Source organism: Leptotrichia sp. HSP-342, assembly GCF_041199995.1.
GTDB classification, from domain to species: domain Bacteria; phylum Fusobacteriota; class Fusobacteriia; order Fusobacteriales; family Leptotrichiaceae; genus Leptotrichia; species Leptotrichia mesophila.
The window spans coordinates 2,012,246-2,038,139 of the sequence record NZ_CP165646.1; the positions used below are offsets into that span (position 1 = coordinate 2,012,246).

The window sequence follows — 25,894 nt, forward strand, 5'->3', positions numbered from 1 at the left end:
TTATCATAATACATTACTTATCTCCATATTAATTTACTTTTTTAATTTTTCTATTTTTTATATAATATACGATTCTATTATAATCTAAAATTCTACTTAATTTTTGCAATGCAATCAACTTCAATTTGAATTGGTCAGACATTATCTAATCTTTGTAATAAAACCCAATTACAATCTCAAATATAAAGTATATCTTTAAAATTTAAATCTTAACTATTCATAAAAAATATCAGACATTGTATAATCCGTTTGTATATTTATACAAAATAATCTAATTTTTTACATTTTTAAAAAAGAAAATTTGTGTTTCCCTACTCAAAAATCTCCTTTTCCCCAATCTTTATAATCTCGACTTCCCCAATTTCCTTCAGAATTACAAAATTAATTCCGTCATTCGTACTTTTCTTATCCCTTTTCATAATTTCAGAAATCCTGTCTTTCGGATATTCAATCTCAGTCGGTAAATTCAATGCCCTCAATAGTTTCTCAATTTTTACAGATTCATCCTTTTTTGTAAACCCTTTTTCCTCTCCAATTTTTGTAATGTCTACCATTCCAGCAGAGATTGCTTCTCCATGGGAGTATTTCTCATAATTTGTAAACTGCTCTATTGCATGTCCGATAGTATGTCCAAAATTCAATATCATTCTCAAATTACTTTCCTTCTCATCTTTTTCCACAACTTCCTTTTTTATCTCACATGAACGGTAAACAAGCTCATTCACATACTTCATCAAATGTTCACGCAATTTTTTTATATAATTTTCATCATCTTGCGAAACCACAACTTTTTCCACAATTTCCACAAGTCTGTCAAAAAACTTCTTATCATAAATACATCCATATTTCACAATTTCAGCAAATCCGTCGTAAAAATATCTGTCTGTCAATGTATTCAAAAAATAATTGTCAATTAAAACAAGTTTCGGCTGATGAAACGCCCCAACAAGATTTTTCCCCTCAGGCAAGTCAACACCGACTTTTCCTCCAACACTGCTGTCAACTTGTGAAACAATTGTCGTCGGTATCTGTATAAATCCAATCCCACGCATATAACTGGCTGCCGCAAATCCAGCAATATCTCCAACAACTCCGCCACCAAATGCAACAACCATATCTTTTCTTGTAAGCCCTGCATTTACCATTGCAGAATAAATTCCTGGCATTATACCAATATGCTTATTTTTTTCTCCTGCTTCCAGCACATAAATTGTATAATCAAAGCCTTTAAACATCTTCTTATATTGATTCCTATAAATTTTATCTACATTAGAATCAGTAATCACAAATAATTTTTTGCCATTATAAATCTTTTCAATATATTCAGGAAATTTATCAAAAAAATTCTTTCCAATTACAATATCATAAGAATTTTCCCCTAATCCAACATTCAATATTTCCATAATTTTCTCCATTTTCTATTCTTTATGTGTATATTAAAATATAGCAAAACCATTAAATTCTGTCATTTAAAATGATTTTACTATATAAATTTTTATTTCAAATTATATCTTTTTTCAAGTTCCCTTTTTATATAAACCGACTGAAATTCTTCTTTTAACATATCCATTATAATCACATCATAAGTTTTTCCCATAATTTCTAAGGCTTTTCGCAATCGCCCAACTTCCTTAAAACCAACTTTTTTGTATAGATTGTAAGCTGGTTGATTATATTCAAATACACTTAGCGATATATTTCTCAGATTTAAAAATGAAAAACCATAATCAAGTATTAACTTTAGAGCTTCAGTTCCGTAACCTTTTCTCTGATATTTGGGATTTCCAATGAGAACTCCCAACGCACCATTTCTGTTTATAATATCTAACGAATTAAATCCAATATTTCCCAAAAGCTCATCATTTTCAAGTAGTCTAACAGCAAACATTTTTTCTTTTTTTACTGAAATTAAAAATTCCTTTTCACTTTCAAAATCTATAATATTTGTATAGGAAAGATAACCCAAACCAACCGAAACTTTTATATCATTAACCATTTCAGCATATTCCTCAACATCATCAACAGAAATTGGAGAAAGATAAATGTTATCTCCTATCAATTTTTTCAAATACTTTTTCTCAGAATTATTTTCCATTTTATTCCTCCCAAATTAATCTCTCTTAATCAATTTTTTCCCGCCGTTTTGTTGAAATTATAAATTTTTCCTTTAAAGTTCCTAAATCATTGCTGTTTAAGGCTTCTTTTATTATATCTAGTTCCCGTTCAAACTGCTGTATCATTTTTAAAAGATTCTTTTTATTTCCCATAAAAAGTTCTGCCCACAAATCCTCGTTTATTTTCGCAATCCTTGTTAAATCCCGATAAGAATCCCCAATAAATCGATTTGTATCGTACTTTTCACTATCACTGTTTACAAGCGAAACTGCAATTGCGTGGGTAAGCTGGCTCGTAAACGCAATAATTTCATCGTGTTCCTGTGCTGTAAGAAAACTGACTTTCTTAAAGCCCATGCATTTCACAATTTCTGAGAGCAATTCTAGATTTTCTTTTTTATTTTTTTCATCCTTAATAATTATATAATTTGCATCTTTAAACACCCTATTATCTGCAAAATCAATCCCACGTTTCTCACGTCCCGCCATAGGATGTCCAAAAATAAAGTCAATATTTCTTCCACTCTTCTCAATAATTGGATCAATATCCTTAATAATTTTCTCTTTAATTCCAACAACATCAGTAATTATCGCATTTTCCCTGAAATAATTAATATTATTTACAAAAAACGACTTCATCAAATTCGGATAAAGAGTAATTACCACAAAATCCGATTTTTCCAAAGGCTCTCTTGTTTCCAAAAAACCTTTATTTATAATATTTTTCTCTTCTGCCTTCTTTATCGTTTCCTCATCAATATCAATCCCATAAACAGTTTTAATACCAATCTCTTTAAAACTCTGTGCAAAAGCTGCTCCAATCACTCCAAGTCCAACTATTGTTACTATTAAATTTTCTATTTTTTTCAAAATTTCAAGCCCCTTTTTAACAAATTATAAAAAGTTTAAATAATTTTTTTTAATTCATCTTTTATTTTCTCAATTACACTATCCCATTCATAATTTTCATTTTGTCTAAATAATTTGACACTATCATACCATGGACTGTCTTCTCTATCTAATAACCATCTGAAATCAGGATGATAAGCAAGCATAATCCATGTAGGTTTTCCTAAAGCACCTGCAAGATGGGCAATTGATGTATCCACTGTGATAATCATATCCATTTGATCAATTAGAGCTGCTGTATCAGAAAAATCTTCTAATTCTGTATCCCAGAAGTATAAATTTTTAACTTTCTCTCCAGCTTGTCTATCTTCTTCTGATATGTTTTTTTGTAAACAATGAAATTTTGCATCAAGTGGAAATAATTTTTTTATTTTTTCGAATGGAACATTTCTAAATCTACTTTTTTTATGTTCTGAATCACTTGTCCAAAATATTCCGATTTTCTTTTTCTTAGTATATCTTAATTTTTTTTCCCACTTTTCTTTAAACTGAGGTGGTGTATCTAAATATTTCGAAGTATATGGTATTTTTTCAAGACTATCTATTTTCATGCAATATGGTAAACTCATTGAAAATACAAAGTATCTAATATCACCTGTTAATTTAGCACCATTTTCAAATATTTCTATACCATTTTTTTCTAGATTATATCGTAGTAATGTATCCAATTCAACTTTATTTAGAACTGAAAGATGTTCTCCTTTTTTCTTTGCTTCTAAAATAAATCTGAAAAATTGAATATTATCTCCCATTCCTTGTTCTGCATAAACAAACAACTTTTGATTTTCTGTAGTTTTTTCTCCGCTCCAGTATGGCAATCCTATTTCTGCAGTTTTTTGAGGAAAGTCATTATTATCAATTACCATTCCTCGTCGCCATTCATAATACTGCCATCCTTCCTTAAGTCTGCCCAATCTAAGCATCACTAATCCTTTATTTAGCCATCCTCTGTGCAAAGTTGGAGCCATATCAGTAACTCTATTTAAATCATTAAGTGCCAACTGATACAACCCTAGAGCTTCTTCAACTACCGAACGATTTCCATAGCCACTTAATTCTTCTGGATATTCCAGTATATACTTGTCATATTTTTTTAACAGTTCTAGCATTTCTTCTCTTGTTGTCATCTGTTCTGTTCCTAATTTTAATTCCTTACCAATTTCTACTTTTAACTTTTCTCTCTTTTTCATTGTTCCCAAAATTATAAACTATCCTTTCTATTTTAATTTATATTTTATTTAAAACTCTTTCTCAATACATTTGCAATCTTCTCCACATCCTGCATCAAATCATCAAACACTTCAAATTTCAATGATTGAGGCCCATCTGACAATGCCTTGTCTGGCTCAGGATGGACTTCTACCATAAGTCCGTCTGCTCCAGCAGCAATTCCTGCCATTGCAAGAGGTTTTACCATCCAATATTTTCCAGTTGCGTGAGCTGAATCTACGATTATCGGCAAGTGTGTCAATTTTTTAATCATCGGCACTGCATTCAAGTCTAATACATTTCTGTATGCTGTTTCATAAGTTCTGATTCCTCTTTCACAAAGAACTACATTTTCATTTCCACCGGCCAAAATGTATTCTGCCGACATTAACCATTCTTCGATTGTTGCACTCAATCCTCTTTTTAACAGTACTGGAATATTTGTTTTCCCAACTTCTTTCAGCAAATCAAAATTTTGCATATTTCTCGCACCTAACTGAATCATATCAAGATGTGGACCAAATTCGTGCAATTGAGCGATTGACATAACTTCACATATTATTGGAAGCCCTGTTTCTTCTTTTGCTTTTTTCATCAATTCAATACCTTCCATCCCTAATCCTTGGAAGGCATAAGGCGATGTTCTAGGTTTAACAACTCCACCTCTTAAGATATTTGCTCCAGCAGCTTTTACAGCTTTTGCTGTATCAATAATTTGTTTTTCATTTTCCACAGAACAAGGTCCTGCCATCATCACAAGACTATTTCCCCCAATTTCTACATTTCCCACTTTTACAATAGTGTCCTCTGGTTTAAATTTTCTACTTGCTCTCTTATAAGGCTCTTGTACTCTTTGCACATCCAGCACATAATCTAGCGACTGGATATGTTTTATATCGATTGTGCTGATATCTCCAACTAATCCTAAAATCGAATATTCTTTGCCAGCAATTAATTTAACGCTTACATTATTTTCCGTTTCCAATCTATTTATCAATTTTTCCAAGATTTTTTCACTTATTCCACCATCTACTTTAATAATCATCATTTTTTCTCCTATTCCATTTTCATTACGTAAATTATAAAACGATTTCACTGCACAATATTAAATTAACCTACAACTACAGCTGTTCCGCTGCAAGTTACCATAAGCATTCCATTATCTGCTCCTAATACTTCGTAATCCATTTTTACACCAATAATGGCATTTGCACCAAGATTTGCAGCCCTAGTTTTCATTTCCTCCAGAGCATTCTCTCTTGCCGCCAAAAGCTCATCTTCATAGCCTTTAGATCTTCCTCCAAAAATATTTCTCAAACTTGCCCCCATATCCTTAAACATATTAATTCCTGAAATAACCTCTCCAAAGACAATCCCTTTATATTCCACAACTTTCTTGTCCTGAATTTCATTTGTAGTTGTAATAACCATTTTCCCTGCCTTTCTTGTTTTATATTAATTTATAATATTTTCTTTTAAATTCCTAATTAACTAATCTAAATATATTTCTAAAGAATTTGATACAAAATAAAAAACTCTCTTAAAAACAATTTTAGGAGAGGATAAAATCTAAATATTTATAAATATATTAACATTCATTTCTACTTTACAACATTTAATAGTTTATTTTTACAATCAAAAATTTTATAAACTAACTACTATGTAAATCTAAACAAAATATTTAATATCACAAGTAATTAGCATACTAAACCTCTACATCCAGTTTCAAATTATATATAAATCAATTTCAAAATTTCTATAATCTATTATTTTGGAAATCGATTTACCATAAAATTTTTTATTCTATTTTGTAAAATTCTTTCAAATCCTCAACACTACTAAATTTCTAAACTACTAAATTACTTTCTGTTTTATTTAAACAATAAATTCCTTCTACCCTACTATCCTACAATTATTTTTACTAAAAATACAATTAAATTCGCTTAAAATCAAACTAAAAAATTATAACTATTTCATCTAATCACTGAATTTACTCAATTTTAACAGTTTGATATTAAATAGATTTGAATATATAATAACAAATATTAAATATATTGTCAACTGTTAAAATTTTTTAAATTATGATAAAATGTAACAATAATAATAAAATGTGATACAGAAGAACAAAGAAAGGAGAAAAATTTGGAAAGCTTTATTTTCTTAGGACTTATTTGGCTAGTTGGAAGAGTTACTCACAACAAGTCAATCATTTATGCTACAAATTTTGTGCTAATTTTAAAATGTTTATTCAGCATTACTGAAATTTATAAGATAAAAGGTATCAATATTGAAAACTTGATGACTAGATTTAGGGAAAATGGAATTAACTGGGGTGTCTTAGTAATTACAATTGCTATTTTAATTCCGATTGCCACAGGCGAAATTGGCTTTTCCCATTTATTAAATGCATTTAGGTCTCCGGTTGGATGGGTTGCGATTATTAGCGGGATTACAGTCTCCATATTATCTTCAAAAGGTGTAGTACTGCTTTCAGGACAGCCTGAAATTACAGTCGCCCTAGTAATTGGAACAATAGTGGGAGTTGTATTTTTCAAAGGAATTGCAGCAGGTCCCGTTATAGCCAGTGGAATTACCTTCTGTATTTTAAAAATTATTGAATTATTTTTTAAGAAATAATTTAAAAAATTAAAAAGTATAATCCAATACTTTTATACTATTTCCCATTTAAAAAGTGAAATAAATTGACAGAGCTTTTATTTGTTTAACTACAACTATCTGGTTAAGGAGGTGTTTTGGAGTTGGGCAAATAAAAGTCGTAATTCGTAACGATCTTACCACGGGCAATCCTTCGAAAAAAAAATATTCTAATCAACTAAGACTAGAATATTTTTATATTTATTATTTTTTCAAAATTTTTAATTTTCAAATTTACTAAAAAATCTTTTTATTTTATCTTTAAATGAATGTGCTTTTTTGTAATTTTTCTTATTGTCAAGTGAGCCGTCAAATTCACGTAAAATCTCTTTTTGCTTGTCTGTAAGATTTGTTGGTGTTTCCACTTTTATTTCTACAATTTCGTCTCCCCTATTTTCACCTCGACCATATTTAATTCCTTCATTTCTCAATCTGAACGTTTTTCCATTTTGAGTTCCTTCAGGAATTACTATCTTTTTCTTACCATTAAGTGTAGGAACTTCCACTTCCCCACCTAAAATAGCCGTTGTCATTTTTAAAGGCACTTCACAACGAATATCATACTCACTTATTCTTTCAAAAATATCATGTTTTGCAACAGTTATATACACATATAAATCTCCAAAGATTCCACCATTTGCTCCAGCATTTCCACCTTCTCTTACAACTAATCTTTGCCCTGTTTCTACTCCTGCTGGAAATCTTACTTTTCTTGTATGTGTTTCTCTTTCCAATCCTGTTCCATGACAAGTATGGCATTCTTTTTCAGGAATTTTTCCTGTTCCATGACATTTGTCACATTCCTGTATTCCGCTTGTCATACCAAACAATGTTCTCTGTTGCACTCTTACGTGTCCTGAACCATTACATTTATCACATGTTTTCATATTGTGTCCTGGCTCAGCTCCACTTCCATGACAAGTTTTACATTGTCCATCTCTTTTATATTTTAATTCTTTTTCTGTACCAAAAGCAACTTCTTCAAGAGTTAATGTTAAGTTGTATCTCAAATCATCCCCTTGATGAACTCTTGGTCCTTGACTTCGACTTCTTCCACCAAAAAAACTTCCAAAAATATCTCCTAAATCCTCAAAATCAAATCCGCCAGCACTACCGCTAAAGCCTCCAAAACCTTGTCCACCAAAGCCACCTGCTCCAGCTCCCCCATTTTCAAATGCTGTATGTCCATATTGATCATAAGCTGCCCTTTTTTGTGGATCACTTAATATTTCATTTGCTTCCTGTACTTCCTTAAATTTGGCTTCAGCTTCAGGATTATCCTTATTTCTATCTGGATGATATTTTTTTGCCATACTTCTATACGCTTTTTTTATATCCTGTTCCGAAGCGTTTTTGGGTACGCCAAGCACTTCATAATAATCTCTTTTTGCCATTTTCTATCTTTTATCCTTTCCACTTCTGCAAATTTTTATTTCACTAATTTTTCTTATTTTCATAAATTACTATATTTTAAAACTCAAATACTTCCAATCAAGCTTATTAAAGTAAATAATAACAACATTTCATTACTCAGGTTTTCCATACCTCTAAAATACATTATAGAACCTGGAAACCTATAAAGTATAAGTGCTACCGTAAGAGCAATTAATAAATATAACCCTCCCATTACAGGCTCTTTAATTTTTCCAACTTCCTTTATTTTATTAAAAACTGAACTAATCGAAATATAAATAAACACTCCGTATAGAAAAGACTTAAAACTTGTATCCAATGGAAGCATATAAATCGCAACTACCAACACAGTTTCTATAATTGCACTCTCAAATCCTACCTTCAATGTTTTTCCGACAAAACAATATACAATTAATGCAATTAAAAAATATACAAATAAATACAATACATGTGAAAAATTAAAATTAAAATTATAACCTAACATTCCAAACGATACTGAACCTACAAAAATTGCAAATTTTTTTAAATCATTTTTTAGCAAATCTAACATTTTCACTTCCTTCTATTATAATTCCATAAAAATATTTTCTAATTGCTGGAACTTATAATTTTTTAATTTATATGATTTATATTAAACCTTAAATACCTCTAAAAATTATAATCATTTAATAATTGGTTTTAAAGCTAATTAGACATATTATAACCTAATTTCCCAAGAAATCCAACACTAAATTTGAATTTTTTCAATTTTTCGTTATTTTTTACCTTTTACAATTAGTTTTGCAAAAAATTCACAATCTTTTTCCAATTTTAAAATTCCTGTCTTTTCTTCCAATTTTCCGCTTGCATTCTCAAAATCCGAAATTCCATACCAAGGCTCTATACACACATAAGGAGCTTTTGGCTTACTCCAAAATGCAATATAAGGAAATCCTTTATACTCAACACTAAGCTCTTTAGAATTTTTACTATTTTTTATCGTAACCTTTTCGGATTTCAAATCATCAAATACTATCGCATCATCATCAAACACAGTTTCAGTTATCTGCAATTTATTCTCATTATTCAAGCAATCAGCTTTTTCATCAAAAACTAACCCATTATCAGTAAGTTTATATTTCTGCGAAGTTTCATTTTTTTCAAATTCCAAATAATAATCACTCAATTTTATATCATCATTTACATCAAGTGCAAATGCAGGATGTGTCCCAAGTGAAAAATACATATCAGAATCATTCTTATTCACAACATTATACCCAATTTCCAGAGTATTTCCAGCAATTGTATAAGTTATAAACAGTTCAAACTCAAACGGATACTTCTCCAGAGTTTCCTTATTTGAAGAAAACCTAAACTTCAAAGAATTTTCAGTTTTCTCAACCAGTTCAAAATCCTCAGTCCGAGCAAACCCATGCCGTGTAGAAATTTTATACTCTTTTCCGTTGTAACTATAAGCCCCATTTTTTATACTTCCAACAAATGGAAACAGCACAGGCGAACTGGCAGCCCAAAACTCAGGCTTCCTGTCCCACATAAACTCTTCTCCATCCACTTTATAACTTCGTAATTCCGCTCCTCTATCCGCAACTGAAATTTCAACATTCCCATATTTTAGAGTGTTTATTGTATTTTCCATCTTTAACACATCCTTTTTTAAAGATTTTTATTTATTTTGATTTTTCAATATTGCTTAGTTCTTTTTCTTCTGATTTCTTTGTTTCTGATTCTAAATTTTTTATCATAACAATTTCTTCTTAATTCAAATATTTTCTTTTTTCAAATTTTCTATTGAAAACTTTTCTAAAAGTAAGTTAGGAAATTTTAAACTCTCGTCATAATTGTATATTTCTCGAATTTTTTTAAAAACTTCCTTTTTATCATCAGGATTTTCTGTTTTTCTATAAAAATCCGATGTTTTATAAACTAATTCTTTTAATTGATCTAAAGTATTTTTAGAAATTAATGGTGATAAAAAATATTCTTCTGTATAAGAAAACAATATATAATTTACTATGGATAATTGTTTTTCTAAATCTAGTTTTTTAAAGTCATTAAAAAATTCACTATACCTTTTGTTCTTTTTATTTGTGAAAATGATAATAACACTGCTATTCTCTAATGGAAATACACATAACGAAATATTTTTTATTTTATATTTTTTGTCATTACTATAAACATTATTTATGATATTTCCTCTCAAATCGTTAATTAATGCTACTGTTCCTTGATAAGCAACTGGAACTATATAATTTAACTTTTTAAAATATAAAATATTATAATCATTAAAAGGTTTTTGTGATACTTTTTTTGCATAATCATATGCTTCTTTATATTCTGATAAATCAATTTCAAATTTTTCTTTCCTTTTTGAAACTTCATTAAATATTGATAGTCCCTCTTCTAATACTTTATATAATTCTAAATTTTTAATACATTTATCTATATTTTTTAGATTATTTTTCATATCAATTTGAGCTAACATTTTAACATTAGGTTTTGAATTATAATTATCAATATTCTCATAAGATTTAAAAATTTCTCTGTCACATTTTCGACAAATTAATTTGAATGTCCCTGCATTATTAAGACCGTTATTTTTACTATTAAACTCACTTTGATATATACTATTAAAAAAATTTACATTACCATTTTCAGATATATTATCTAAAAAACTTTTAGGTACTGTATGAGAATTACAACAACCGTTTTCTTTTTTTTTAGTTTCAATAAAACTATTCCCGCAATAAAAACAACAATCCAAATGTAAATTACTTATACTATCTTTTTTTAATTTATGTATTTTTATTTTAGCTTGCTTTTTTTCTTCATTAGGTAATTTATTTTCTATTTCAATATAATCACCTAAATTTAATGAATAAATTTCTTCCAATTATTTTTTACTCCTATTTCAAAATTATGAAAAGAATAGAGAATAAACCTCTATTCTTAGTTATTATAATTATTTTAATTTTTTTTAATCCACAACTTCTGCATCTTCCACATCATTAGCACCAGAATTGTTACTTTCTCCAGCTGTTTCTCCGCCTTGTGCCGCTTGTTGTGCTTGAGCTGCTTCTTGATACATTCTTGTTGCAAAACCTTGAGAAACTTTTGATAATTCTTCAATTGATTTTCTGATTGCTTCTACATCGTCGCCATCTTTTACTTTTTTCAATTCTTCGATTGCTTTTTCGATGTCTTCTTTTTCAGTTCCTTGAAGTTTATCTTCATTTTCTTTTATAGTTTTTTCTGTTGCGATTACTAATTGGTCAGCTTGGTTTCTTGCTTCTACTAATTCTTGGAATTTCTTATCTTCAGCTTCGTGCGCTTCGGCATCTTTTTTCATTTTTTCGATGTCGTCTTTAGATAAGTTAGAACTTCCAGAAATTGTTACTGTGTTTTCTTTTCCAGTCCCCAAGTCTTTCGCTGAAACGTGTACAATTCCGTTTGCGTCAATGTCGAATGTTACTTCGATTTGAGGCACTCCTCTTGGTGCAGGTGGAATATCGTTTAAGTTAAATTCTCCTAATTTATGGTTGTCAGCCGCTCTTGCTCTTTCCCCTTGTAATACAACTATTGATACTGCTGGCTGATTATCTGCCGCTGTTGAGAATACTTGCGATTTTTTAACAGGAACTGTAGTATTTCTTTCGATAATTTTAGTAAATACTCCTCCCATTGTTTCAATTCCTAATGATAATGGTGTTACGTCTAATAATAATACGTCTTTAACGTCTCCCATTAACACTCCACCTTGAATTGCCGCTCCTGCCGCAACTACTTCATCAGGGTTAATTGATTTGTTAGGTTCTTTTCCTAAGAAAGATTTTACCCATTCTTGAACCGCTGGAATTCTTGTAGAACCTCCAACTAATAACACTTCATCAATATCACTAGGACTTAAATCTGCATCTTCCAACGCTTGTTTTACTGGCCCTTTAGTTGCTTCAACCAAGTCTTTTGTCAACTCATCAAATGCCGCACGAGTCAATTTTTTCTCCAAATGTTTAGGTCCTGTTGCGTCCATTGTGATAAATGGCAATGAAATTTGTGTTTCTAGTGTAGTTGATAATTTTTTCTTAGCATCTTCTGCTGCGTCTTTCAATCTTTGAATTGCCATTTTATCATTTCTCAAGTCAATTCCAGTTTCTTTTTTAAATTCGTCAGCTAACCAGTCAATAATTTTTTGGTCAAAATTATCTCCACCTAAGTGGTTATTTCCAGAAGTTGAAATAACTTCCACAACTCCATCTCCAATTTCAAGCACAGATACGTCAAATGTACCTCCACCCAAGTCAAATACTAATACTTTTTCTTCTTTTTTCTTATCTAATCCATAAGATAATGCAGCCGCCGTTGGCTCATTTATAATTCTTTGAACTTTAAGTCCTGCAATTTCCCCAGCATCTTTTGTTGCTTGTCTTTGTGCATCTGTAAAGTATGCAGGCACTGTAATTACAGCTTCTGTTACTTCTTCACCTAAGTAAGCCTCAGCATCTTTTTTCAATTTTTTAAGAATCATTGCTGAAATTTCTTGTGGTGTATAGCTTTTTCCGTTAATATCAACTTTATAGTCACTTCCCATGTGAGTTTTAATCGAAATTACAGTTGAATCAGGATTTGTAATAGCCTGTCTTTTTGCAATTTCTCCTACAATAATTTCTCCATTATCTTTAATGTTTACTACTGAAGGTGTAGTTCTTCCTCCATCACTATTTGGTATTATAGCAAAGTTTCCACCTTCCATAACTGCCACGCAGCTGTTTGTTGTCCCTAAATCTATTCCTATTATTTTACTCATATCTATCATTCTCCTTTATTGTCGATTTTTTATAAATTTAATTTATTTGTTTATTTCTTTCAATTTTTATTGTTTCTTATTAACCGTAACCATCGCAGGCCTTACAACTTTCCCTTTCATTTTGTACCCTTTTTGGAAAACTTGCACAACCACGTTGTCATCCAGTTCCTCTTTATTTTCAGTAATCATTGCTTTATGTTCGTAAGGATCGTACTCTTTTCCTGCTGCTTCAATTTCTTCTACGCCTTCTTCTGTCAACAGATTTTTTAGATTATTCAAAATCATATTAACTCCTTCGATTAATGAATCAAAGTTTTGACTTTCCTTCGAGGCATCAACCGCTCTTTCCAGATTATCTATATTGTCAAGCAATTTTACGATAATCCCTTCAGAAGCGTATTTTCTCATTTCAGCAACTTCGTTTTCTTTTCTTTTTGTGAAGTTTTGAAATTCAGCCAACTTTCTTGTATATGAATTTTTCCATTCTTCAAGTTCAGCTTCTAATTTCTTTACCTTATCATCACAATTATCAGAAGTTTCTTCTGTACTTTTTTCAGCTTCTTGATTTTCTACATTTTCATTTTGCTCTTCAACCGCCTCATTCTGTACAGCTTCACCTTCCAAATTTTCCTTTTCCAAATCTTTTTCCGCCATTTAAAAAACCCACTCTCCTTCTTATTATTTATTTTTTTGATTTAATAACTGATTCACTTCTTCTGCTACATATTCAACGAGTCCAACCGTCTTTGAATATTCCATCCGTTTTGGTCCAATCACACCGATAATCCCCTTCGCATTATTAAGCGTATAAACCGAAAATACAAATGAGAAATCTTCAAGCCCTGCAATGTTCAAATCTTCTCCGAAAATTACATTAACTTCTCTATCTTTAAATTCCTCCATCTGTAAAAACTGGGCAAATACATTCCGTAAATCATTTGGATTATTAAACAGTTTTACCCGATTTATAAGGTTCATTACATCAGATGCGTTATTTTCAATGAGATTCGTTCCACCTTCAAAAAATAATTTTCCTTCATCGGAAATCATATTATCCTGAAAATCGCTTTGCATAAATAAATTCGTATTTGTGAAAAAATCCTTCAAGTCAGACAATGTAAAATACTCACTATTTGCAATCTTCTCATTCAAAAAATTATTTATTGTTTCAACTTCATTTTCAGTTACAGGATTTTCCAGAAAGATATTTAAATTTTTTGTAAGGGAAGAATTCATTATAACTACGGCAAGTATAGTCGTTTCATCAATATGTACCAATTTTACCTTTTTTACACCTTCCTGCGTAAACGCCGGCTCCAATACAACCCCGGCATATTGACTAATTTTTGACAATAATCTGGATGTTTCCTCAAATATCGTATCAATTTGATTCATCCTCTTATTGTACGCCTGCATGACCTTCGCCTTTTCCTCCTGAGAAATATCTCTAATTTTCAAAAGCTCATCGACATACAGCTTATATCCTTCACTTGTCGGAATACGTCCAGAAGATGTATGTGTTTTTACAATTAGGCCCTTATCTTCCAAATCTGCCATTGTATTTCGAATAGTGGCCGAAGACACTCCAATATTATATTTTTTCTCAAGTGTCCGTGATCCCACACTCTCACCAAATTCCAGATAGTGCTTGATAATAGCCTTTAAAATCAATTGCTCCCTATCATTCATCTCGGCACCTTCCTTTTTATTGTTAGCACTCTCTGAGTTAGGTTGCTAACTACAAATATATAATATTACATTTTTTTAATTTTGTCAACACTTTTTTTAAAAATTTTTTCATTTTTTCAGAAAATTTTTATAATATTGAGATGAGTATTATAAATACTAGATTCTATCAAATTTATATTCTTAAATTATTGTTACCAAAAAAATAAGGCTGTCAAAAAACAACCTTTTTTAGATTTTATTATAAAAAAAAATTATTTTGGAATACATCCATAATCATCATATTTACTTTTATATTTATCCAAAAAACTATTATAATCAGTAATAACAATATCTTTTCTTTGTACTTCCATATATGATACTTTATAAAAATCCGTATATCCTCTTATACCATATTTTAACATCAAAACTCCATTATTCTCATTAAGATATTTTTTTAATTCAAATATATTATTCACTCTTATCCCCATAGTCAACGAACCCGAAAAATCATTATTAAAATAACTAGATCGATCAAAACTACAACTATTTAAACTTACACGTAAAATTCCTTTTTCGTATTGATTTTCAGAAGGTTCTAACGAAGTACACATTGTATATCCAAAATTATCAAGTGGTTCTGACAATTTATGTTGGTATGAATAAGAAATTACTGATAAAAATACAAATAATGCAATAAAATTTTTATTTATTTTAATTTTCATAAAATTCACCTCATAACATTAATTAAGTACTAATATGTAATTTCTTTCCACCATGGCACAACATCATCTACCATCCATTTACCATTTGATTTAATAACCTTTATTTTATATGACTCATTACTAAATGATTGTATTGGCTTTACTGTAACATAACCAGTTGATGGATTATAATTCGTAGCTTTAAATTTTCCTGTATACAAATCTCCACCTTGATCTCTTATAGGAAATGAACATTCATCTATAGTTCCGTCAGGAGAACAATTTTCATTTGCAAGTACTTCATTTCTATATTCCTTTCTATATCTTTGGGTTATCGAACTATTATCGTATACCCATTGGTCTATATCTATTTCTCCTGATGTATATGCCTTAAAATAATTATTTATAAAATTCACTGCCATACTTTGTGGACTTTGTTGTTGTACTTTTCCTGTAGCTCTTTTTTTAGTTGCTGAAAAATTGTTGATACTAATTGACATCATAACTCCTATTATTATTAAAAAAATTTTTTTCATTTTCTTTACCTCTCTTCTTATTTTATATTTAAATTTTATAAATATTTATTTAGAAATTTCCATCTCTAAAAATAATTTTTTAATTACTGCTTAATTAATTCCATATTCTCAAATAAAGAATTCTCCTATCATAATCTACCGTAGTTGGACTATTAACTATTTCAATATAGTTTTTCAATTCCGAATTTTGAAACACATCTCTTCCTTCTAATTCAGCAATAATATTTCTATATCTCAATTCATTTAATCTACAAATTTCATACTTCACTCTTGCTTTCGTTATAGGTGAAGTATACTTTCTTTCAATTTTCCATTTTTTTAAAATTATGCCCTTCTGGCAGTATCCATTTGTTTCCCCAATATATTTTTTTCCAACTTCTCCAGGACGAGCAAATGCCAGTATGCCTAACAAAAACACTCCTAATCCTAATTTTTTCATAAATAATCCTCCTTTAAAAATTTTATTAATTTTTTTAATTAAAACATTAAATAATCTTATTTTTATCAAATATTAAAATTTTCAATATCCGAAAGCTAAGCCACTAACATTATACCCCCCCATTTGGTTTTACTTTTATAAAAATTAAATAAAAATTAAGTTTAAAATCAAAAATTAATTTTTAAACACAGTTTCAAACTTTATTGACCAATTATATTAAATAAACACATGGTTTATACTAATTATTTATTTTTTATAAAAAAAATACAAAAATCAAATTTATTTCCTGCCAGAAATTTTAGCAATCTATAAAATATAACTCTTGTATTCTTTGTTTTATTATTCTAACTCTTATTTTTAAAATAGAAAGAAGATTTTTTAATTCACATTAAATTCTAAAAAAAATAATTTTAACTAATCTATATTATTTAAAAATCAAATATATTTAGCAACTTAACATCTTTTATTTATAACAAATTGTCTTCCCGTATTTTCAAAATATTATTTTAGCATATCTTCAGTTAACAGATAAATCTATTATTTTACCAAATATCTCATCAAGTATCTTTCAACATTATCCCCATACTCGTTATCTAAAGTTTCTACTATTTTAAATCCCAGTTCTTCATAAATTTTTTTCGCAGTAAAATTATCCATATCTACAGTAAGTTCTATTTTCTTTATTCCCATCTTCTTCAAAGTTTCCATTACATACTGAAGCAACTTTCTAGCATATCCATTTCTCTCAAATTTCGGCACAGTCGAAACCCCATAAACATAAGCCACTTCTCTATCAAAACTGCTCAAAACTTCAATAACTGACATCAATTCTTCATTTTCATCGTTACTTAGCATCGCAAAAACTTTTCCATATTTAGTAAATGGCTTAATGTTCCAGTTTCCAACTGTTGCTTCTCCAAACACTTCATTTTCATGTTTAACAATCTTAAATAACAATTCTGAATCTTTTTTTGCATCCAATATTCTAAACTTATAATTTTTTCCCATGTAAATCATCCTTTCTCATAAATTTCTCATATGATTTATTTTAACACAAAACTAGATTGATTAATTTGTAATATTTTTATTACAAAACATCTTCCTTATTAAATTGATCATTCTAAGTAATATTAGAATCTAAATAAAATTTATTAAATTAATAAAGCTATACAATATCAAATTTAATTAAAATAACTATAATCTCTTTAGTCAGTTTTAGATTTTTACAAACAATTTAATAACTTACCTTATATAAATATAGCCCTTCTGAAGCTGCCAAAATTTTTTTACCATCAACATCAGGTTTCTCCAATCTTTTCCTGATGTAATCTTTTTCTTCTTTACCAAAATAAACTGCAAGTGCTGAACCAATCATAATTCTGACCATTGTTTTCAAAAATCCGTTACCACAAATTTCCACATTTACTTGTTTTTCTCCAAATTTTTCATCATAATAACATTTCACATAAAAAATCTCTCTCACAGGATTTCTGTAAGCCTTGTCTTTTTTCATAAAACTGCTAAAATCATACTTTCCTACAAAATCATTCATTATTTCCTGAAATCTTTCCACATCTACACTTTTTCTCAATCCAGTCACATAATTCGACTCAAACGGTGTAATATTCTCCTCATCCCTCATAATATACAAATAAGTTCGACTTTTTGCATTAAATCTCGCATTAAATTTTTTATCTGCTTTCTCAATACTTAATACTTTAACTTCTCTTCTCAGACATTTATTAATTTGTCTTTTTATCGCCTCAAGCGGAATTTTACTATCAATCACAAAATTAGAAACCTGTTCCATTGCATGAACTCCTTTATCAGTTCTCCCAGATGAAATCATATTTATCTTTTGTGAAAATGTCCTGAAAATAATTTTTTCAATTTCCCCTTGTACAGTTTTTATTGTATTTTGCCTCTGAAACCCACAAAATTTACTTCCATCATACTGATAAACCATCTTTACATTTGTTTTTTCCATTTTTCTCTCTTATTTCTCCAGTTAATAGGATTATTTTAAAATATATATATTTTACAACCTAACACTATTTTCCATTTATAACAATTCTATTATAATTTTAGAATAAAAAAATTTAAGAAATATCAAAATTACTTATTATTATAGTCAATTTACTTAAAATTTAGAATAAAAATATGTAAAAATCAATAAATTTTCTATAGTATACCCTAACTTTCTAACTTTTTTAACTAAAATTTTTAAAATATAATTTCTATTTTTTATGGAGTTTAGCATAAATTATAAAAAAAAGAGCAATTTATGCTCTTATATCTATCTGTAATTTTAATTTTTAAATGGTGCGAAAGGTGGGACTCGAACCCACATGTCGAAGACGCTAGATCCTAAGTCTAGTGCGTATACCAATTTCGCCACTCTCGCAAATCTATTATTTAATTATTATAGTGGTGAGCCATACTGGGATCGAACCAGTGACACCTTGATTAAAAGTCAAGTGCTCTACCGACTGAGCTAATGGCTCGCAGTTATGGGGTGACCGACGGGACTTGAACCCGCGACAACCAGTGCCACAAACTGGCGCTCTACCAACTGAACTACGGTCACCATAATATTTATAACTAAATTGTTCTTATAAATAAAATGGAGCGGGAGACGAGGGTCGAACTCGCGACATTCAGCTTGGAAGGCTGACGCTCTACCAACTGAGCTACTCCCGCAAAATCTATAAATGGTCGGTGTAGTAGGATTTGAACCTACGACCCCCTGCTCCCAAGGCAGGTGCGCTACCGAGCTGCGCTATACACCGCTCTAAAGAATAACTTTTACTAATTACTCTCAGACAAGAAATATAATATCATAAATCAGAATGAATGTCAACACTTTTTTTCTGATAATTTCAATTTTTCTTAATTTTTTTGCTAAAATACCATTTTCCCCATTATTTTTAGTATATTTCAACTAAATAAGGGCATAAAAAATTATACCCTCATTACATAATTATTTTTTTATCAATGTTACACTAACTTCAGAATCTTCCAAAGCGCTTCCATTAATAAAGTTTACTCCATCAAAATGTAAAATATCTCCTGGTACTAAAACATGTTTTTCAGTTTCATTCAGGTACATTTCCATTTTCCCTTTTAGAACGGTAAAAACAATTTCCTCATCTTCATGATTGTGCTTAGCAATTTTTTCATCTTTTTTCAAAATTTTCTTTACCAATTTAAAATTTCCTTTGTTAAATAGCAATCCTGCTTCATTTTTTACATTTCCAAACATCTTTTTTCTCCTTAATATTTATTTTTATTTTGTTTTTTTAGCTTTATATAAATCTTCCAGTAATTCATCATTATTTTTATATTTTTTTATAAGTTCTATCAGATTTTTCATTCCTTCAACTTCTGACATTTCATTCAATTCTCTTCTTAATTTCCAAATTTTTTCCAAATTTTCTCTTGGAATCAGAAGCTCTTCACGTCTTGTCCCACTTTTTAGTACATCAATTGCAGGAAATATTCTTAACTGTTCCAGCGTTCTGCTTAAAATGATTTCCATATTTCCTGTACCTTTAAATTCTTCAAAAATTACTTCGTCCATTCTACTTCCAGTCTCAACAAGAGCTGTTGCAATAATTGTAAGGCTTCCACCATTTTTTATATTTCTTGCGGCACCTAAAAATCTTTTTGGATAATAAAGTGCATTTGGGTCAATTCCTCCCGAAATTAATTTTCCACTTGATGGAATAGTGATGTTATACGAACGTGCAAGCCTTGTTAAACTATCCATAAGAATCAAAATATCTTTCCCACGTTCCACTTGTCTTTTTGCCATCTGAAGCACATTTTCTGTAACTTCTGTATGTACTCTTGGGTCTTCATCAAAAGTTGCTGAATATACTTCCGCATCTTTTACGTTTTCTTTAATATCCGTAACTTCTTCAGGACGTTCATCAATTAACAGTATCCATACATCAATTTCAGGATTGTATTTTATAATGTCATTTGCAAGCGTTGAAAGCAATACTGTTTTTCCAGCTTTTGGAGGTGCAACTATAAGACCTCTCTGTCCTTTTCCAATTGGCGAAATCAAATCAATAATTCTTGAAGAAATTTCTCCGCTTCCTAAATTTAACTTTTCTTCTGGATAAGACGGTACTAAATCATCAAAATACGGACGTTCTAGTGATTTTTCAGGTAAATCTCCATTTACAAGCAATACTTTTAAAATCCCATAATTTTTTTCTGTCCCAATAGGAATTCTAAGTTCTCCAAATACAATATCCTCATTTCTCAGAAAAAATCTTTTTATTTGTGAAATTGAAACATAAACATCTGGACCAATCGAAGTATTTCGCAAAAACCCATAATTTCCCTCGCCAATTACATCCAACTTACCAAATCCGTAAGTTTTTCCTCTTTCCTTCCCTTTTTCAATCAGAATCGCATTTATAAGTTCAAGTTTTGACATTCCAGAAAAACTTTCTATTTTATATTCCTTTGCCATTTTCTTTAGTTTAGTTACATTTTGAGAAAGGATTTCTCTTATCATTTCTTCTTCAGAATCTGAATTTTCAGAAACATTTTTCTTATCTAATTCCACTTGCTCATCTAATATTCTTTCCGATTCTATTTCATTATCTTTTTTCGTCATTTACTCCTCCACCAACTCTCCGTATAATGTCCATGTTTTCGCATCATAAATTTTTGTATTTACAAATTGCCCTTTTAAATCTTTTCTATCACTTTTAAATAAAACTATTTTATGCGTAGAACTTCTTCCTACCAGCATTTCAGGATTTTTTCTGCTTGGTCCTTCAACAAGTACTTTTACAATTTTCCCTAAATATTTTTGGCTTTCTTCCTTTGCCTTCATATTCTGCAGTCTCATAAGCTGTTGCAATCTCTCATTTTTTACCTGCTCATCAACTTGATTTTCCATTGTAGCTGCAGGAGTTCCTGTTCTCTTTGAATACATAAACATAAATGCATTCTCAAATCCAACTTCATTCACTACATCCATTGTATCCTGAAAGTCTTCATCTGTTTCCCCAGGAAATCCAACAATAATATCAGTAGTAAGTCCAATATCAGGTATTTTTTCTTTAATTTTCTTAGCAAGAGCTATAAACTCTTCCTTTGTGTATCCTCTATTCATTGAATCTAAAATTTTTGTAGAACCTGACTGTAATGGCAAGTGTAGCATTCTAGCGATTTTAGGATTTCTTGCAATTGTATCAATTACTTCATCACTAAAATCCTTTGGATGTGGAGATACATATTTTATCCAGAAATCTCCTTCTACATTTGCACTTTGCTCCAGCAGCTTTGCAAAATTATCTTCTCCATTCGCAAAGTCGCTTCCATACGAATTTACATTCTGTCCTAAAAATAATATTTCCCTGTATCCTTTTTTTGTATATTGCTCAACATCCCTGACAACTTCGTTAAGAGGTACAGAACGCTCCATTCCACGTACATAAGGAACTATGCAAAATGTACAATAATTATTACATCCATAAGTTATTGAAATAGAAGCAACAATATCATCTCCAAAATCTGCATCTACCCTTGTTGGCAATTCGTCCTCATCATCCACCATAACAATATGTGTTTCTTCTCCCGCTTCGATTCTTTCCAAAATATCAGGAATTCTTCCAATATTCTGATTTCCAAGCACCAAATCGACATAAGGGGTCTTTTTAATAAATTCATCTCTTACCTCTTGAGCAAGACATCCTGTAACACCAATAATCATTTTTCCATCTTTTTCTTCCTTAATTCTTTTCAAATCCCCTAGTTTTCCATATACTTTAACAGCTGCACCTTCTCTTACCGTGCAAGTATTTAAAAATACCAAATCTGTATTTTCAATATCTTCAGTCATGCTATACCCCATTGTTTGCAGCATCTGCTTCATTTTTGCACTTTCATTTACATTCATTTGACAACCGTATGTTATTATAGTTGCTCTCTTTTCCACTTTTTTCCCTCCAAATTTTGTTCTTTTTTAAAAATTTTTGATTTTTACTGAATAGTTTCTGAATTGACTAAATTGATAATTTTTTCAACACTTAAATAGTTCTAACTATCCAAGTATAAACCATTATTTTTCAAGTTTTATTTCTCCTATTGTAATGGTATCATTTTTATTTTGGAATTTCAAGAATTTTTTATTCTTTTTTTTAATTAATACTTACTTGATAACCTAATCTTTTTTATTTTGTTAAAAATAAAACAAATTTATCTAAAAAGAGAGATGATTTAAATAACCATCTCTCTTCCCAAATTTTTACATTACTATTTAATTTCCCAAGAATCTTCAATTCTATTCTCATTTTTATGTATCTTTCAATAATTCCCAATTACTTTTTTCTCTTATATTTTACTCCTAATCTATCTTAAATACAAGTTTTTTTCAAAATAATAAAAAAATTATTTTAACAATATAAAAAGTACACCTTCAATGCTCTTTTAAAACACTTCCAGTGTACTTACCTTTATTCTACAATAAACAACCATTCAGAAGACAATTCGTGTTCTCCATTAATTACTTTTTCATATTCTGATTTTAACAATTTATGAAATTTACCTGCTTGTGGTTTTGCATTAAAGTCTAACTGCCCAATAGGACGTTTGTCCAGTGATTCTGCATAAGTAATTTTCATTGCTGTTCCTGTTACTAGCAGTTCGTCTGCTGTGAATACCATCGATCTGTCAATTTTTCCACGATTTATTTTATATCCATTGTGTTCTAATAATTCCAATGCTGATCTTACTGTAATTCCTTCAAGAGCTGCGTTTCCAGTGTCAGGGATTATTATTTGTCCTCTATAAACTAATATTATATTCGCAACTGACACTTCTACCACATTTCCAGCATCATCAAACATTAATGCATCGTCGTAACCATTTCTTTGTGCATCACTTGTTGCAAGGAACGAGTTAATATATGAACCTCCCGCTTTTGCCTTTGTAGGAATTGCCGAATCATTGTATTTTCTATAAGTTGAACTCATTAAGTTTAGTCCGCCTTCTGTACTTACATAATCTGCAAGCGGCAACATGTAAATTGCTAAATCAAAGTCTAATCCTGCCTTTTTAGGTGACAATCTAGGCTCTTTACAAAAAACAAATGGTCGCATGTAAAAGTCTTCTTTTACATCATTTTTCTTAACTAATTCTGTAACAATATCTTTAAATTCATCCCAAGTTATAAAATATTCAAATCCTAACATTTTTGACGCATTCATTAATCTAATATAGTGATCTTTCAGTCTAAAAATCGCTACTTTCCCATTTCTATAATATCCTCTGATACCACCAAAACAAGTTGTCCCATATTGTAAACTATGTGTAGCGATACTAACTGTCGCTTTTTCAAATTCCACTATTTCTTTATCGAAATATGCAAATTTCATAAATTCTGCCTTTGCCATCTAATTTTACCTCCATATTTTCAGTATTCTAATGTTTACTTTTATATTTTAACACTTTTTTTTAATTATGTAAAATTTATTTTTTTTACTCAATCATATATATTATATATGTTTAAATGTTAAAATTATAACTCTTTCTTAATTTTATTATATTTTGAATTTGTAAAATTAGACTCCATAAACTTTCATAAGCTCATCAAGTTCTTTTTTCTCTTCCATTTCCTGAACTTTTTTTACAGATAATGCAATTGATTTTCTTTTTTCATTAATATCTGTAATTACAGCCTCAACTTTATCTCCAACTGAGAATTTTTCAGAAATATCCTTCAAAAATTCCTCTGTTAACTCACGCTTTGGTATAATTCCGTTAAATCTGTCTGTTAATTTAACAAGCACAAAATTTTCCTGAATTTCAACAATCTCAGTATTTACAATATTTCCTTTCTTATATTGTTCAATTGCTTCCTTCCAAGGTGATTTTTCTAATTGCTTGATACTTCCAGACAGTTTTTTATCAAGTTTATCAACTACAATTACTTTAAATTCGACTTCATCGCCAACTTTATATTCTTTATGTTCTTTTTTATTCCATGAAAATTCGTTTTTATGGATAAAAACTTCTATTCCTTTTTCTAATTCCACAAAAATTCCATAATCCTGAACATTCATAACCTTTCCTTTAAATGTATTATCAAAGTCATAAGTTTCCTCAAGAATTTCCCATCTATCATCAAGCAACGCTTTAGCACTTAGAGTAATTCTATTTTTTTCGTCATTAAAGTCAACTATTTTAAATTTGATTACATCTCCTGCTTTATATTTTGAAGTTAAATTGGCTTCTCTCTTATACGACAAGTCAGACACATGTAAAAGTCCGTCAATATCTTTTTCCAGTGAAATTAATAATCCAAAGTCAAATACTTCTGTTATTGGTTTTTCAATAATATCTCCAATATGGTATTTTTCCTTGACTGTATCCCAAGGGTTTTCTGACAATTGTTTTACACTTAACTTAACATTTTTCTTTTCATCTTCAATTTGAATAATTTTTGCAGAAAATTTGTCCTCTTCCTTGTAGTTTTTAAGCTCTTTAGCCCCATTATGCCAAGCCAGCTCTGAAACATGTACAAATCCAGAATTACCATCAACAGTCACAACTATCCCAAAATCAAGCACATCCTTTACGACTGCTTCGACTACATCTCCTACATTATGGCTTGCTGCAAATGCAACCCAAGGATCTTCTGACAATTGTTTTATACTTAATTTTAATCTATTTTTCTCAGCGTCCTTTTCAATAATTTTAGCACTTATTTCATCATCAATTTTATATTTTTCAGTCAAATTATCCACTTGATCCCAAGAAATTTCAGATATATGAATAAATCCACTAGTTGCTCCCAAGTCCAAGATAATTCCAAAGTCAAATATCTCTTTAATTTTACCAGTAACAACATCTCCAATGTTTACCTTTTCTAAATATTTTTCTTCTTCAATTTTTATTAAATCACTTCTTGAAATAGTTATGTTGCTCTTATTTTTTTCCTTTATTAAAAATTTAAATTTTTGTCCTGTATAATCTTTGTTTTTGTCAAATCTGGCAAGTGAAAATGGTAGAAATGCTTCATTTTTTCCTATTCTTACAGTGTACCCACCCTTAATTTTCTTAATAATTTCTCCTGTTACAATGTCATCTACATTAAATGATGCTAGTTCTTTTGCCTTATCCAATACAAATTTTGAAACAATGATGTTCTCATCGTCTTCTCTTAAAACTTTTACTTCAATTTTATCTCCTATTTCAAAATCTTTAACCTCGCTTGCATAAATTCTTCCTTCTTTCTTTGCATTCAAATCAAGAAAACCATAATCCAGTTCTTTTCTAGTAATAACTCCTTCTACTACATCTCCAGATTTTTTTTCTTCTGGTAAATAATCTTCCAATAATAATTCAAATTCTTTTTCGTTCATTTTGCACTCTAGAACTGCTATTAAAAGCCAGTTCTTCTCCCTTCTTTTTTATTTATAAAA

The 25,894-nt window shown here is 29.6% G+C and carries 24 protein-coding genes and 5 tRNA genes; 1 reads left to right on the forward strand and 28 read right to left on the reverse strand.

The features are described from left to right. Positions 1 to 311: 311 nt before the first annotated feature. The 6 genes from aroB to AB8B23_RS10060 form a co-directional block, all read right to left on the reverse strand. Positions 312 to 1,403 (reverse strand): 3-dehydroquinate synthase, encoded by a 1,092-nt coding sequence (gene aroB, locus AB8B23_RS10035; RefSeq protein ID WP_369712628.1) that lies wholly within the window; start codon positions 1,401 to 1,403, stop codon positions 312 to 314. Between the two features lie 92 nt (positions 1,404 to 1,495). Further along, a complete protein-coding gene (locus AB8B23_RS10040) occupies positions 1,496 to 2,095 on the reverse strand; it encodes a GNAT family N-acetyltransferase (protein WP_369712629.1) in 600 nt (199 codons plus the stop codon). Between the two features lie 25 nt (positions 2,096 to 2,120). After that, complete coding sequence (locus AB8B23_RS10045) at positions 2,121 to 2,984, reverse strand: prephenate dehydrogenase (protein WP_369712630.1); 864 nt, start codon at positions 2,982 to 2,984, stop codon at positions 2,121 to 2,123. 35 nt (positions 2,985 to 3,019) lie between these two features. After that, on the reverse strand, positions 3,020 to 4,213 hold the full coding sequence (locus tag AB8B23_RS10050) for a glycosyltransferase family 9 protein (protein ID WP_369712631.1): 1,194 nt from the start codon (positions 4,211 to 4,213) through the stop codon (positions 3,020 to 3,022). A 44-nt stretch (positions 4,214 to 4,257) separates the two neighbouring features. After that, positions 4,258 to 5,277 carry a 3-deoxy-7-phosphoheptulonate synthase gene (gene aroF / locus AB8B23_RS10055; RefSeq protein ID WP_369713932.1) on the reverse strand — a complete coding sequence of 340 codons (1,020 nt, stop codon included), beginning with the start codon at positions 5,275 to 5,277 and terminating at the stop codon, positions 4,258 to 4,260. A gap of 65 nt (positions 5,278 to 5,342) precedes the next feature. Next, positions 5,343 to 5,663 (reverse strand): putative heavy metal-binding protein, encoded by a 321-nt coding sequence (locus AB8B23_RS10060; protein ID WP_369712632.1) that lies wholly within the window; start codon positions 5,661 to 5,663, stop codon positions 5,343 to 5,345. A gap of 711 nt (positions 5,664 to 6,374) precedes the next feature. Here AB8B23_RS10060 and AB8B23_RS10065 point away from each other — a divergent pair. Then, positions 6,375 to 6,869 (forward strand): DUF441 domain-containing protein, encoded by a 495-nt coding sequence (locus tag AB8B23_RS10065; RefSeq protein ID WP_021744782.1) that lies wholly within the window; start codon positions 6,375 to 6,377, stop codon positions 6,867 to 6,869. A 239-nt stretch (positions 6,870 to 7,108) separates the two neighbouring features. Here AB8B23_RS10065 and dnaJ read toward each other — a convergent pair whose 3' ends face one another. The 22 genes from dnaJ to AB8B23_RS10175 all read right to left on the reverse strand — a co-directional run bounded on the left by dnaJ (position 7,109) and on the right by AB8B23_RS10175 (position 25,834). After that, positions 7,109 to 8,281, reverse strand: coding sequence for a molecular chaperone DnaJ (gene dnaJ, locus AB8B23_RS10070; RefSeq protein ID WP_369712633.1), 1,173 nt, complete (start codon positions 8,279 to 8,281; stop codon positions 7,109 to 7,111). An 83-nt stretch (positions 8,282 to 8,364) separates the two neighbouring features. Further along, positions 8,365 to 8,850: a phosphatidate cytidylyltransferase gene (locus tag AB8B23_RS10075; RefSeq protein WP_369712634.1), complete on the reverse strand. Its 486-nt coding sequence runs from the start codon at positions 8,848 to 8,850 to the stop codon at positions 8,365 to 8,367. Between the two features lie 204 nt (positions 8,851 to 9,054). Next, positions 9,055 to 9,936, reverse strand: coding sequence for an aldose 1-epimerase family protein (locus AB8B23_RS10080; protein ID WP_369712635.1), 882 nt, complete (start codon positions 9,934 to 9,936; stop codon positions 9,055 to 9,057). Between the two features lie 123 nt (positions 9,937 to 10,059). Next, complete coding sequence (locus tag AB8B23_RS10085; RefSeq protein WP_369712636.1) at positions 10,060 to 11,190, reverse strand: hypothetical protein; 1,131 nt, start codon at positions 11,188 to 11,190, stop codon at positions 10,060 to 10,062. 84 nt (positions 11,191 to 11,274) lie between these two features. Then, the gene (dnaK, locus tag AB8B23_RS10090; RefSeq protein WP_369712637.1) at positions 11,275 to 13,101 is read right to left on the reverse strand and encodes a molecular chaperone DnaK; all 1,827 of its coding nucleotides are present in this window, start codon (positions 13,099 to 13,101) and stop codon (positions 11,275 to 11,277) included. A gap of 66 nt (positions 13,102 to 13,167) precedes the next feature. Then, entirely contained in the window at positions 13,168 to 13,755 is a 588-nt protein-coding gene (gene grpE / locus AB8B23_RS10095; protein WP_369712638.1) for a nucleotide exchange factor GrpE, read from the reverse strand. A gap of 24 nt (positions 13,756 to 13,779) precedes the next feature. Beyond that, positions 13,780 to 14,790, reverse strand: a complete 1,011-nt coding sequence (gene hrcA / locus AB8B23_RS10100; protein ID WP_369712639.1) for a heat-inducible transcriptional repressor HrcA — start codon at positions 14,788 to 14,790, stop codon at positions 13,780 to 13,782. Positions 14,791 to 15,041: 251 nt separating this feature from the next. Beyond that, on the reverse strand, positions 15,042 to 15,491 hold the full coding sequence (locus AB8B23_RS10105; RefSeq protein ID WP_369712640.1) for a hypothetical protein: 450 nt from the start codon (positions 15,489 to 15,491) through the stop codon (positions 15,042 to 15,044). A gap of 29 nt (positions 15,492 to 15,520) precedes the next feature. After that, positions 15,521 to 16,006 (reverse strand): hypothetical protein, encoded by a 486-nt coding sequence (locus AB8B23_RS10110; RefSeq protein WP_369712641.1) that lies wholly within the window; start codon positions 16,004 to 16,006, stop codon positions 15,521 to 15,523. 94 nt (positions 16,007 to 16,100) lie between these two features. Continuing rightward, positions 16,101 to 16,445 (reverse strand): hypothetical protein, encoded by a 345-nt coding sequence (locus AB8B23_RS10115; RefSeq protein ID WP_369712642.1) that lies wholly within the window; start codon positions 16,443 to 16,445, stop codon positions 16,101 to 16,103. 537 nt (positions 16,446 to 16,982) lie between these two features. Next, on the reverse strand, positions 16,983 to 17,453 hold the full coding sequence (locus tag AB8B23_RS10120; protein ID WP_369712643.1) for a GNAT family N-acetyltransferase: 471 nt from the start codon (positions 17,451 to 17,453) through the stop codon (positions 16,983 to 16,985). 226 nt (positions 17,454 to 17,679) lie between these two features. Next, positions 17,680 to 18,432 carry a tRNA pseudouridine(38-40) synthase TruA gene (gene truA, locus AB8B23_RS10125; RefSeq protein WP_369712644.1) on the reverse strand — a complete coding sequence of 251 codons (753 nt, stop codon included), beginning with the start codon at positions 18,430 to 18,432 and terminating at the stop codon, positions 17,680 to 17,682. A 333-nt stretch (positions 18,433 to 18,765) separates the two neighbouring features. Beyond that, positions 18,766 to 18,849: transfer RNA gene (locus AB8B23_RS10130), tRNA-Leu, on the reverse strand. Between the two features lie 24 nt (positions 18,850 to 18,873). Further along, positions 18,874 to 18,949: transfer RNA gene (locus AB8B23_RS10135), tRNA-Lys, on the reverse strand. A 7-nt stretch (positions 18,950 to 18,956) separates the two neighbouring features. After that, positions 18,957 to 19,032: transfer RNA gene (locus AB8B23_RS10140), tRNA-His, on the reverse strand. 37 nt (positions 19,033 to 19,069) lie between these two features. Then, positions 19,070 to 19,145: transfer RNA gene (locus tag AB8B23_RS10145), tRNA-Gly, on the reverse strand. 12 nt (positions 19,146 to 19,157) lie between these two features. Continuing rightward, positions 19,158 to 19,234, reverse strand: a tRNA-Pro gene (locus tag AB8B23_RS10150). Positions 19,235 to 19,425: 191 nt separating this feature from the next. Continuing rightward, positions 19,426 to 19,707, reverse strand: coding sequence for a cupin domain-containing protein (locus tag AB8B23_RS10155; protein WP_021743624.1), 282 nt, complete (start codon positions 19,705 to 19,707; stop codon positions 19,426 to 19,428). Between the two features lie 24 nt (positions 19,708 to 19,731). Continuing rightward, complete coding sequence (gene rho / locus AB8B23_RS10160) at positions 19,732 to 20,976, reverse strand: transcription termination factor Rho (protein ID WP_369713933.1); 1,245 nt, start codon at positions 20,974 to 20,976, stop codon at positions 19,732 to 19,734. A gap of 102 nt (positions 20,977 to 21,078) precedes the next feature. Beyond that, positions 21,079 to 22,407: a tRNA (N6-isopentenyl adenosine(37)-C2)-methylthiotransferase MiaB gene (miaB, locus tag AB8B23_RS10165; RefSeq protein ID WP_369712645.1), complete on the reverse strand. Its 1,329-nt coding sequence runs from the start codon at positions 22,405 to 22,407 to the stop codon at positions 21,079 to 21,081. Between the two features lie 517 nt (positions 22,408 to 22,924). Further along, positions 22,925 to 23,863, reverse strand: a complete 939-nt coding sequence (locus AB8B23_RS10170) for a branched-chain amino acid transaminase (RefSeq protein WP_021743628.1) — start codon at positions 23,861 to 23,863, stop codon at positions 22,925 to 22,927. A gap of 168 nt (positions 23,864 to 24,031) precedes the next feature. After that, positions 24,032 to 25,834, reverse strand: a complete 1,803-nt coding sequence (locus AB8B23_RS10175) for a S1 RNA-binding domain-containing protein (RefSeq protein WP_369712646.1) — start codon at positions 25,832 to 25,834, stop codon at positions 24,032 to 24,034. Between the last annotated feature and the right edge of the window lie 60 nt (positions 25,835 to 25,894).

Bases quoted from the DNA above. Each gene is read 5' to 3' on its own strand.
- aroB (WP_369712628.1), bottom strand. From the start codon at position 1,403: ATGGAAATATTGAATGTTGGATTAGGGGAAAATTCTTATGATATTGTA.
- AB8B23_RS10040 (WP_369712629.1), bottom strand. From the start codon at position 2,095: ATGGAAAATAATTCTGAGAAAAAGTATTTGAAAAAATTGATAGGAGAT.
- AB8B23_RS10050 (WP_369712631.1), bottom strand. From the start codon at position 4,213: ATGAAAAAGAGAGAAAAGTTAAAAGTAGAAATTGGTAAGGAATTAAAA.
- aroF (WP_369713932.1), bottom strand. From the start codon at position 5,277: ATGATTATTAAAGTAGATGGTGGAATAAGTGAAAAAATCTTGGAAAAA.
- AB8B23_RS10060 (WP_369712632.1), bottom strand. From the start codon at position 5,663: ATGGTTATTACAACTACAAATGAAATTCAGGACAAGAAAGTTGTGGAA.
- dnaJ (WP_369712633.1), bottom strand. From the start codon at position 8,281: ATGGCAAAAAGAGATTATTATGAAGTGCTTGGCGTACCCAAAAACGCT.
- AB8B23_RS10075 (WP_369712634.1), bottom strand. From the start codon at position 8,850: ATGTTAGATTTGCTAAAAAATGATTTAAAAAAATTTGCAATTTTTGTA.
- AB8B23_RS10080 (WP_369712635.1), bottom strand. From the start codon at position 9,936: ATGGAAAATACAATAAACACTCTAAAATATGGGAATGTTGAAATTTCA.
- dnaK (WP_369712637.1), bottom strand. From the start codon at position 13,101: ATGAGTAAAATAATAGGAATAGATTTAGGGACAACAAACAGCTGCGTG.
- grpE (WP_369712638.1), bottom strand. From the start codon at position 13,755: ATGGCGGAAAAAGATTTGGAAAAGGAAAATTTGGAAGGTGAAGCTGTA.
- hrcA (WP_369712639.1), bottom strand. From the start codon at position 14,790: ATGAATGATAGGGAGCAATTGATTTTAAAGGCTATTATCAAGCACTAT.
- AB8B23_RS10105 (WP_369712640.1), bottom strand. From the start codon at position 15,491: ATGAAAATTAAAATAAATAAAAATTTTATTGCATTATTTGTATTTTTA.
- AB8B23_RS10110 (WP_369712641.1), bottom strand. From the start codon at position 16,006: ATGAAAAAAATTTTTTTAATAATAATAGGAGTTATGATGTCAATTAGT.
- AB8B23_RS10115 (WP_369712642.1), bottom strand. From the start codon at position 16,445: ATGAAAAAATTAGGATTAGGAGTGTTTTTGTTAGGCATACTGGCATTT.
- AB8B23_RS10120 (WP_369712643.1), bottom strand. From the start codon at position 17,453: ATGGGAAAAAATTATAAGTTTAGAATATTGGATGCAAAAAAAGATTCA.
- truA (WP_369712644.1), bottom strand. From the start codon at position 18,432: ATGGAAAAAACAAATGTAAAGATGGTTTATCAGTATGATGGAAGTAAA.
- AB8B23_RS10155 (WP_021743624.1), bottom strand. From the start codon at position 19,707: ATGTTTGGAAATGTAAAAAATGAAGCAGGATTGCTATTTAACAAAGGA.
- rho (WP_369713933.1), bottom strand. From the start codon at position 20,976: ATGATAAGAGAAATCCTTTCTCAAAATGTAACTAAACTAAAGAAAATG.
- AB8B23_RS10170 (WP_021743628.1), bottom strand. From the start codon at position 23,863: ATGGCAAAGGCAGAATTTATGAAATTTGCATATTTCGATAAAGAAATA.
- AB8B23_RS10175 (WP_369712646.1), bottom strand. From the start codon at position 25,834: ATGAACGAAAAAGAATTTGAATTATTATTGGAAGATTATTTACCAGAA.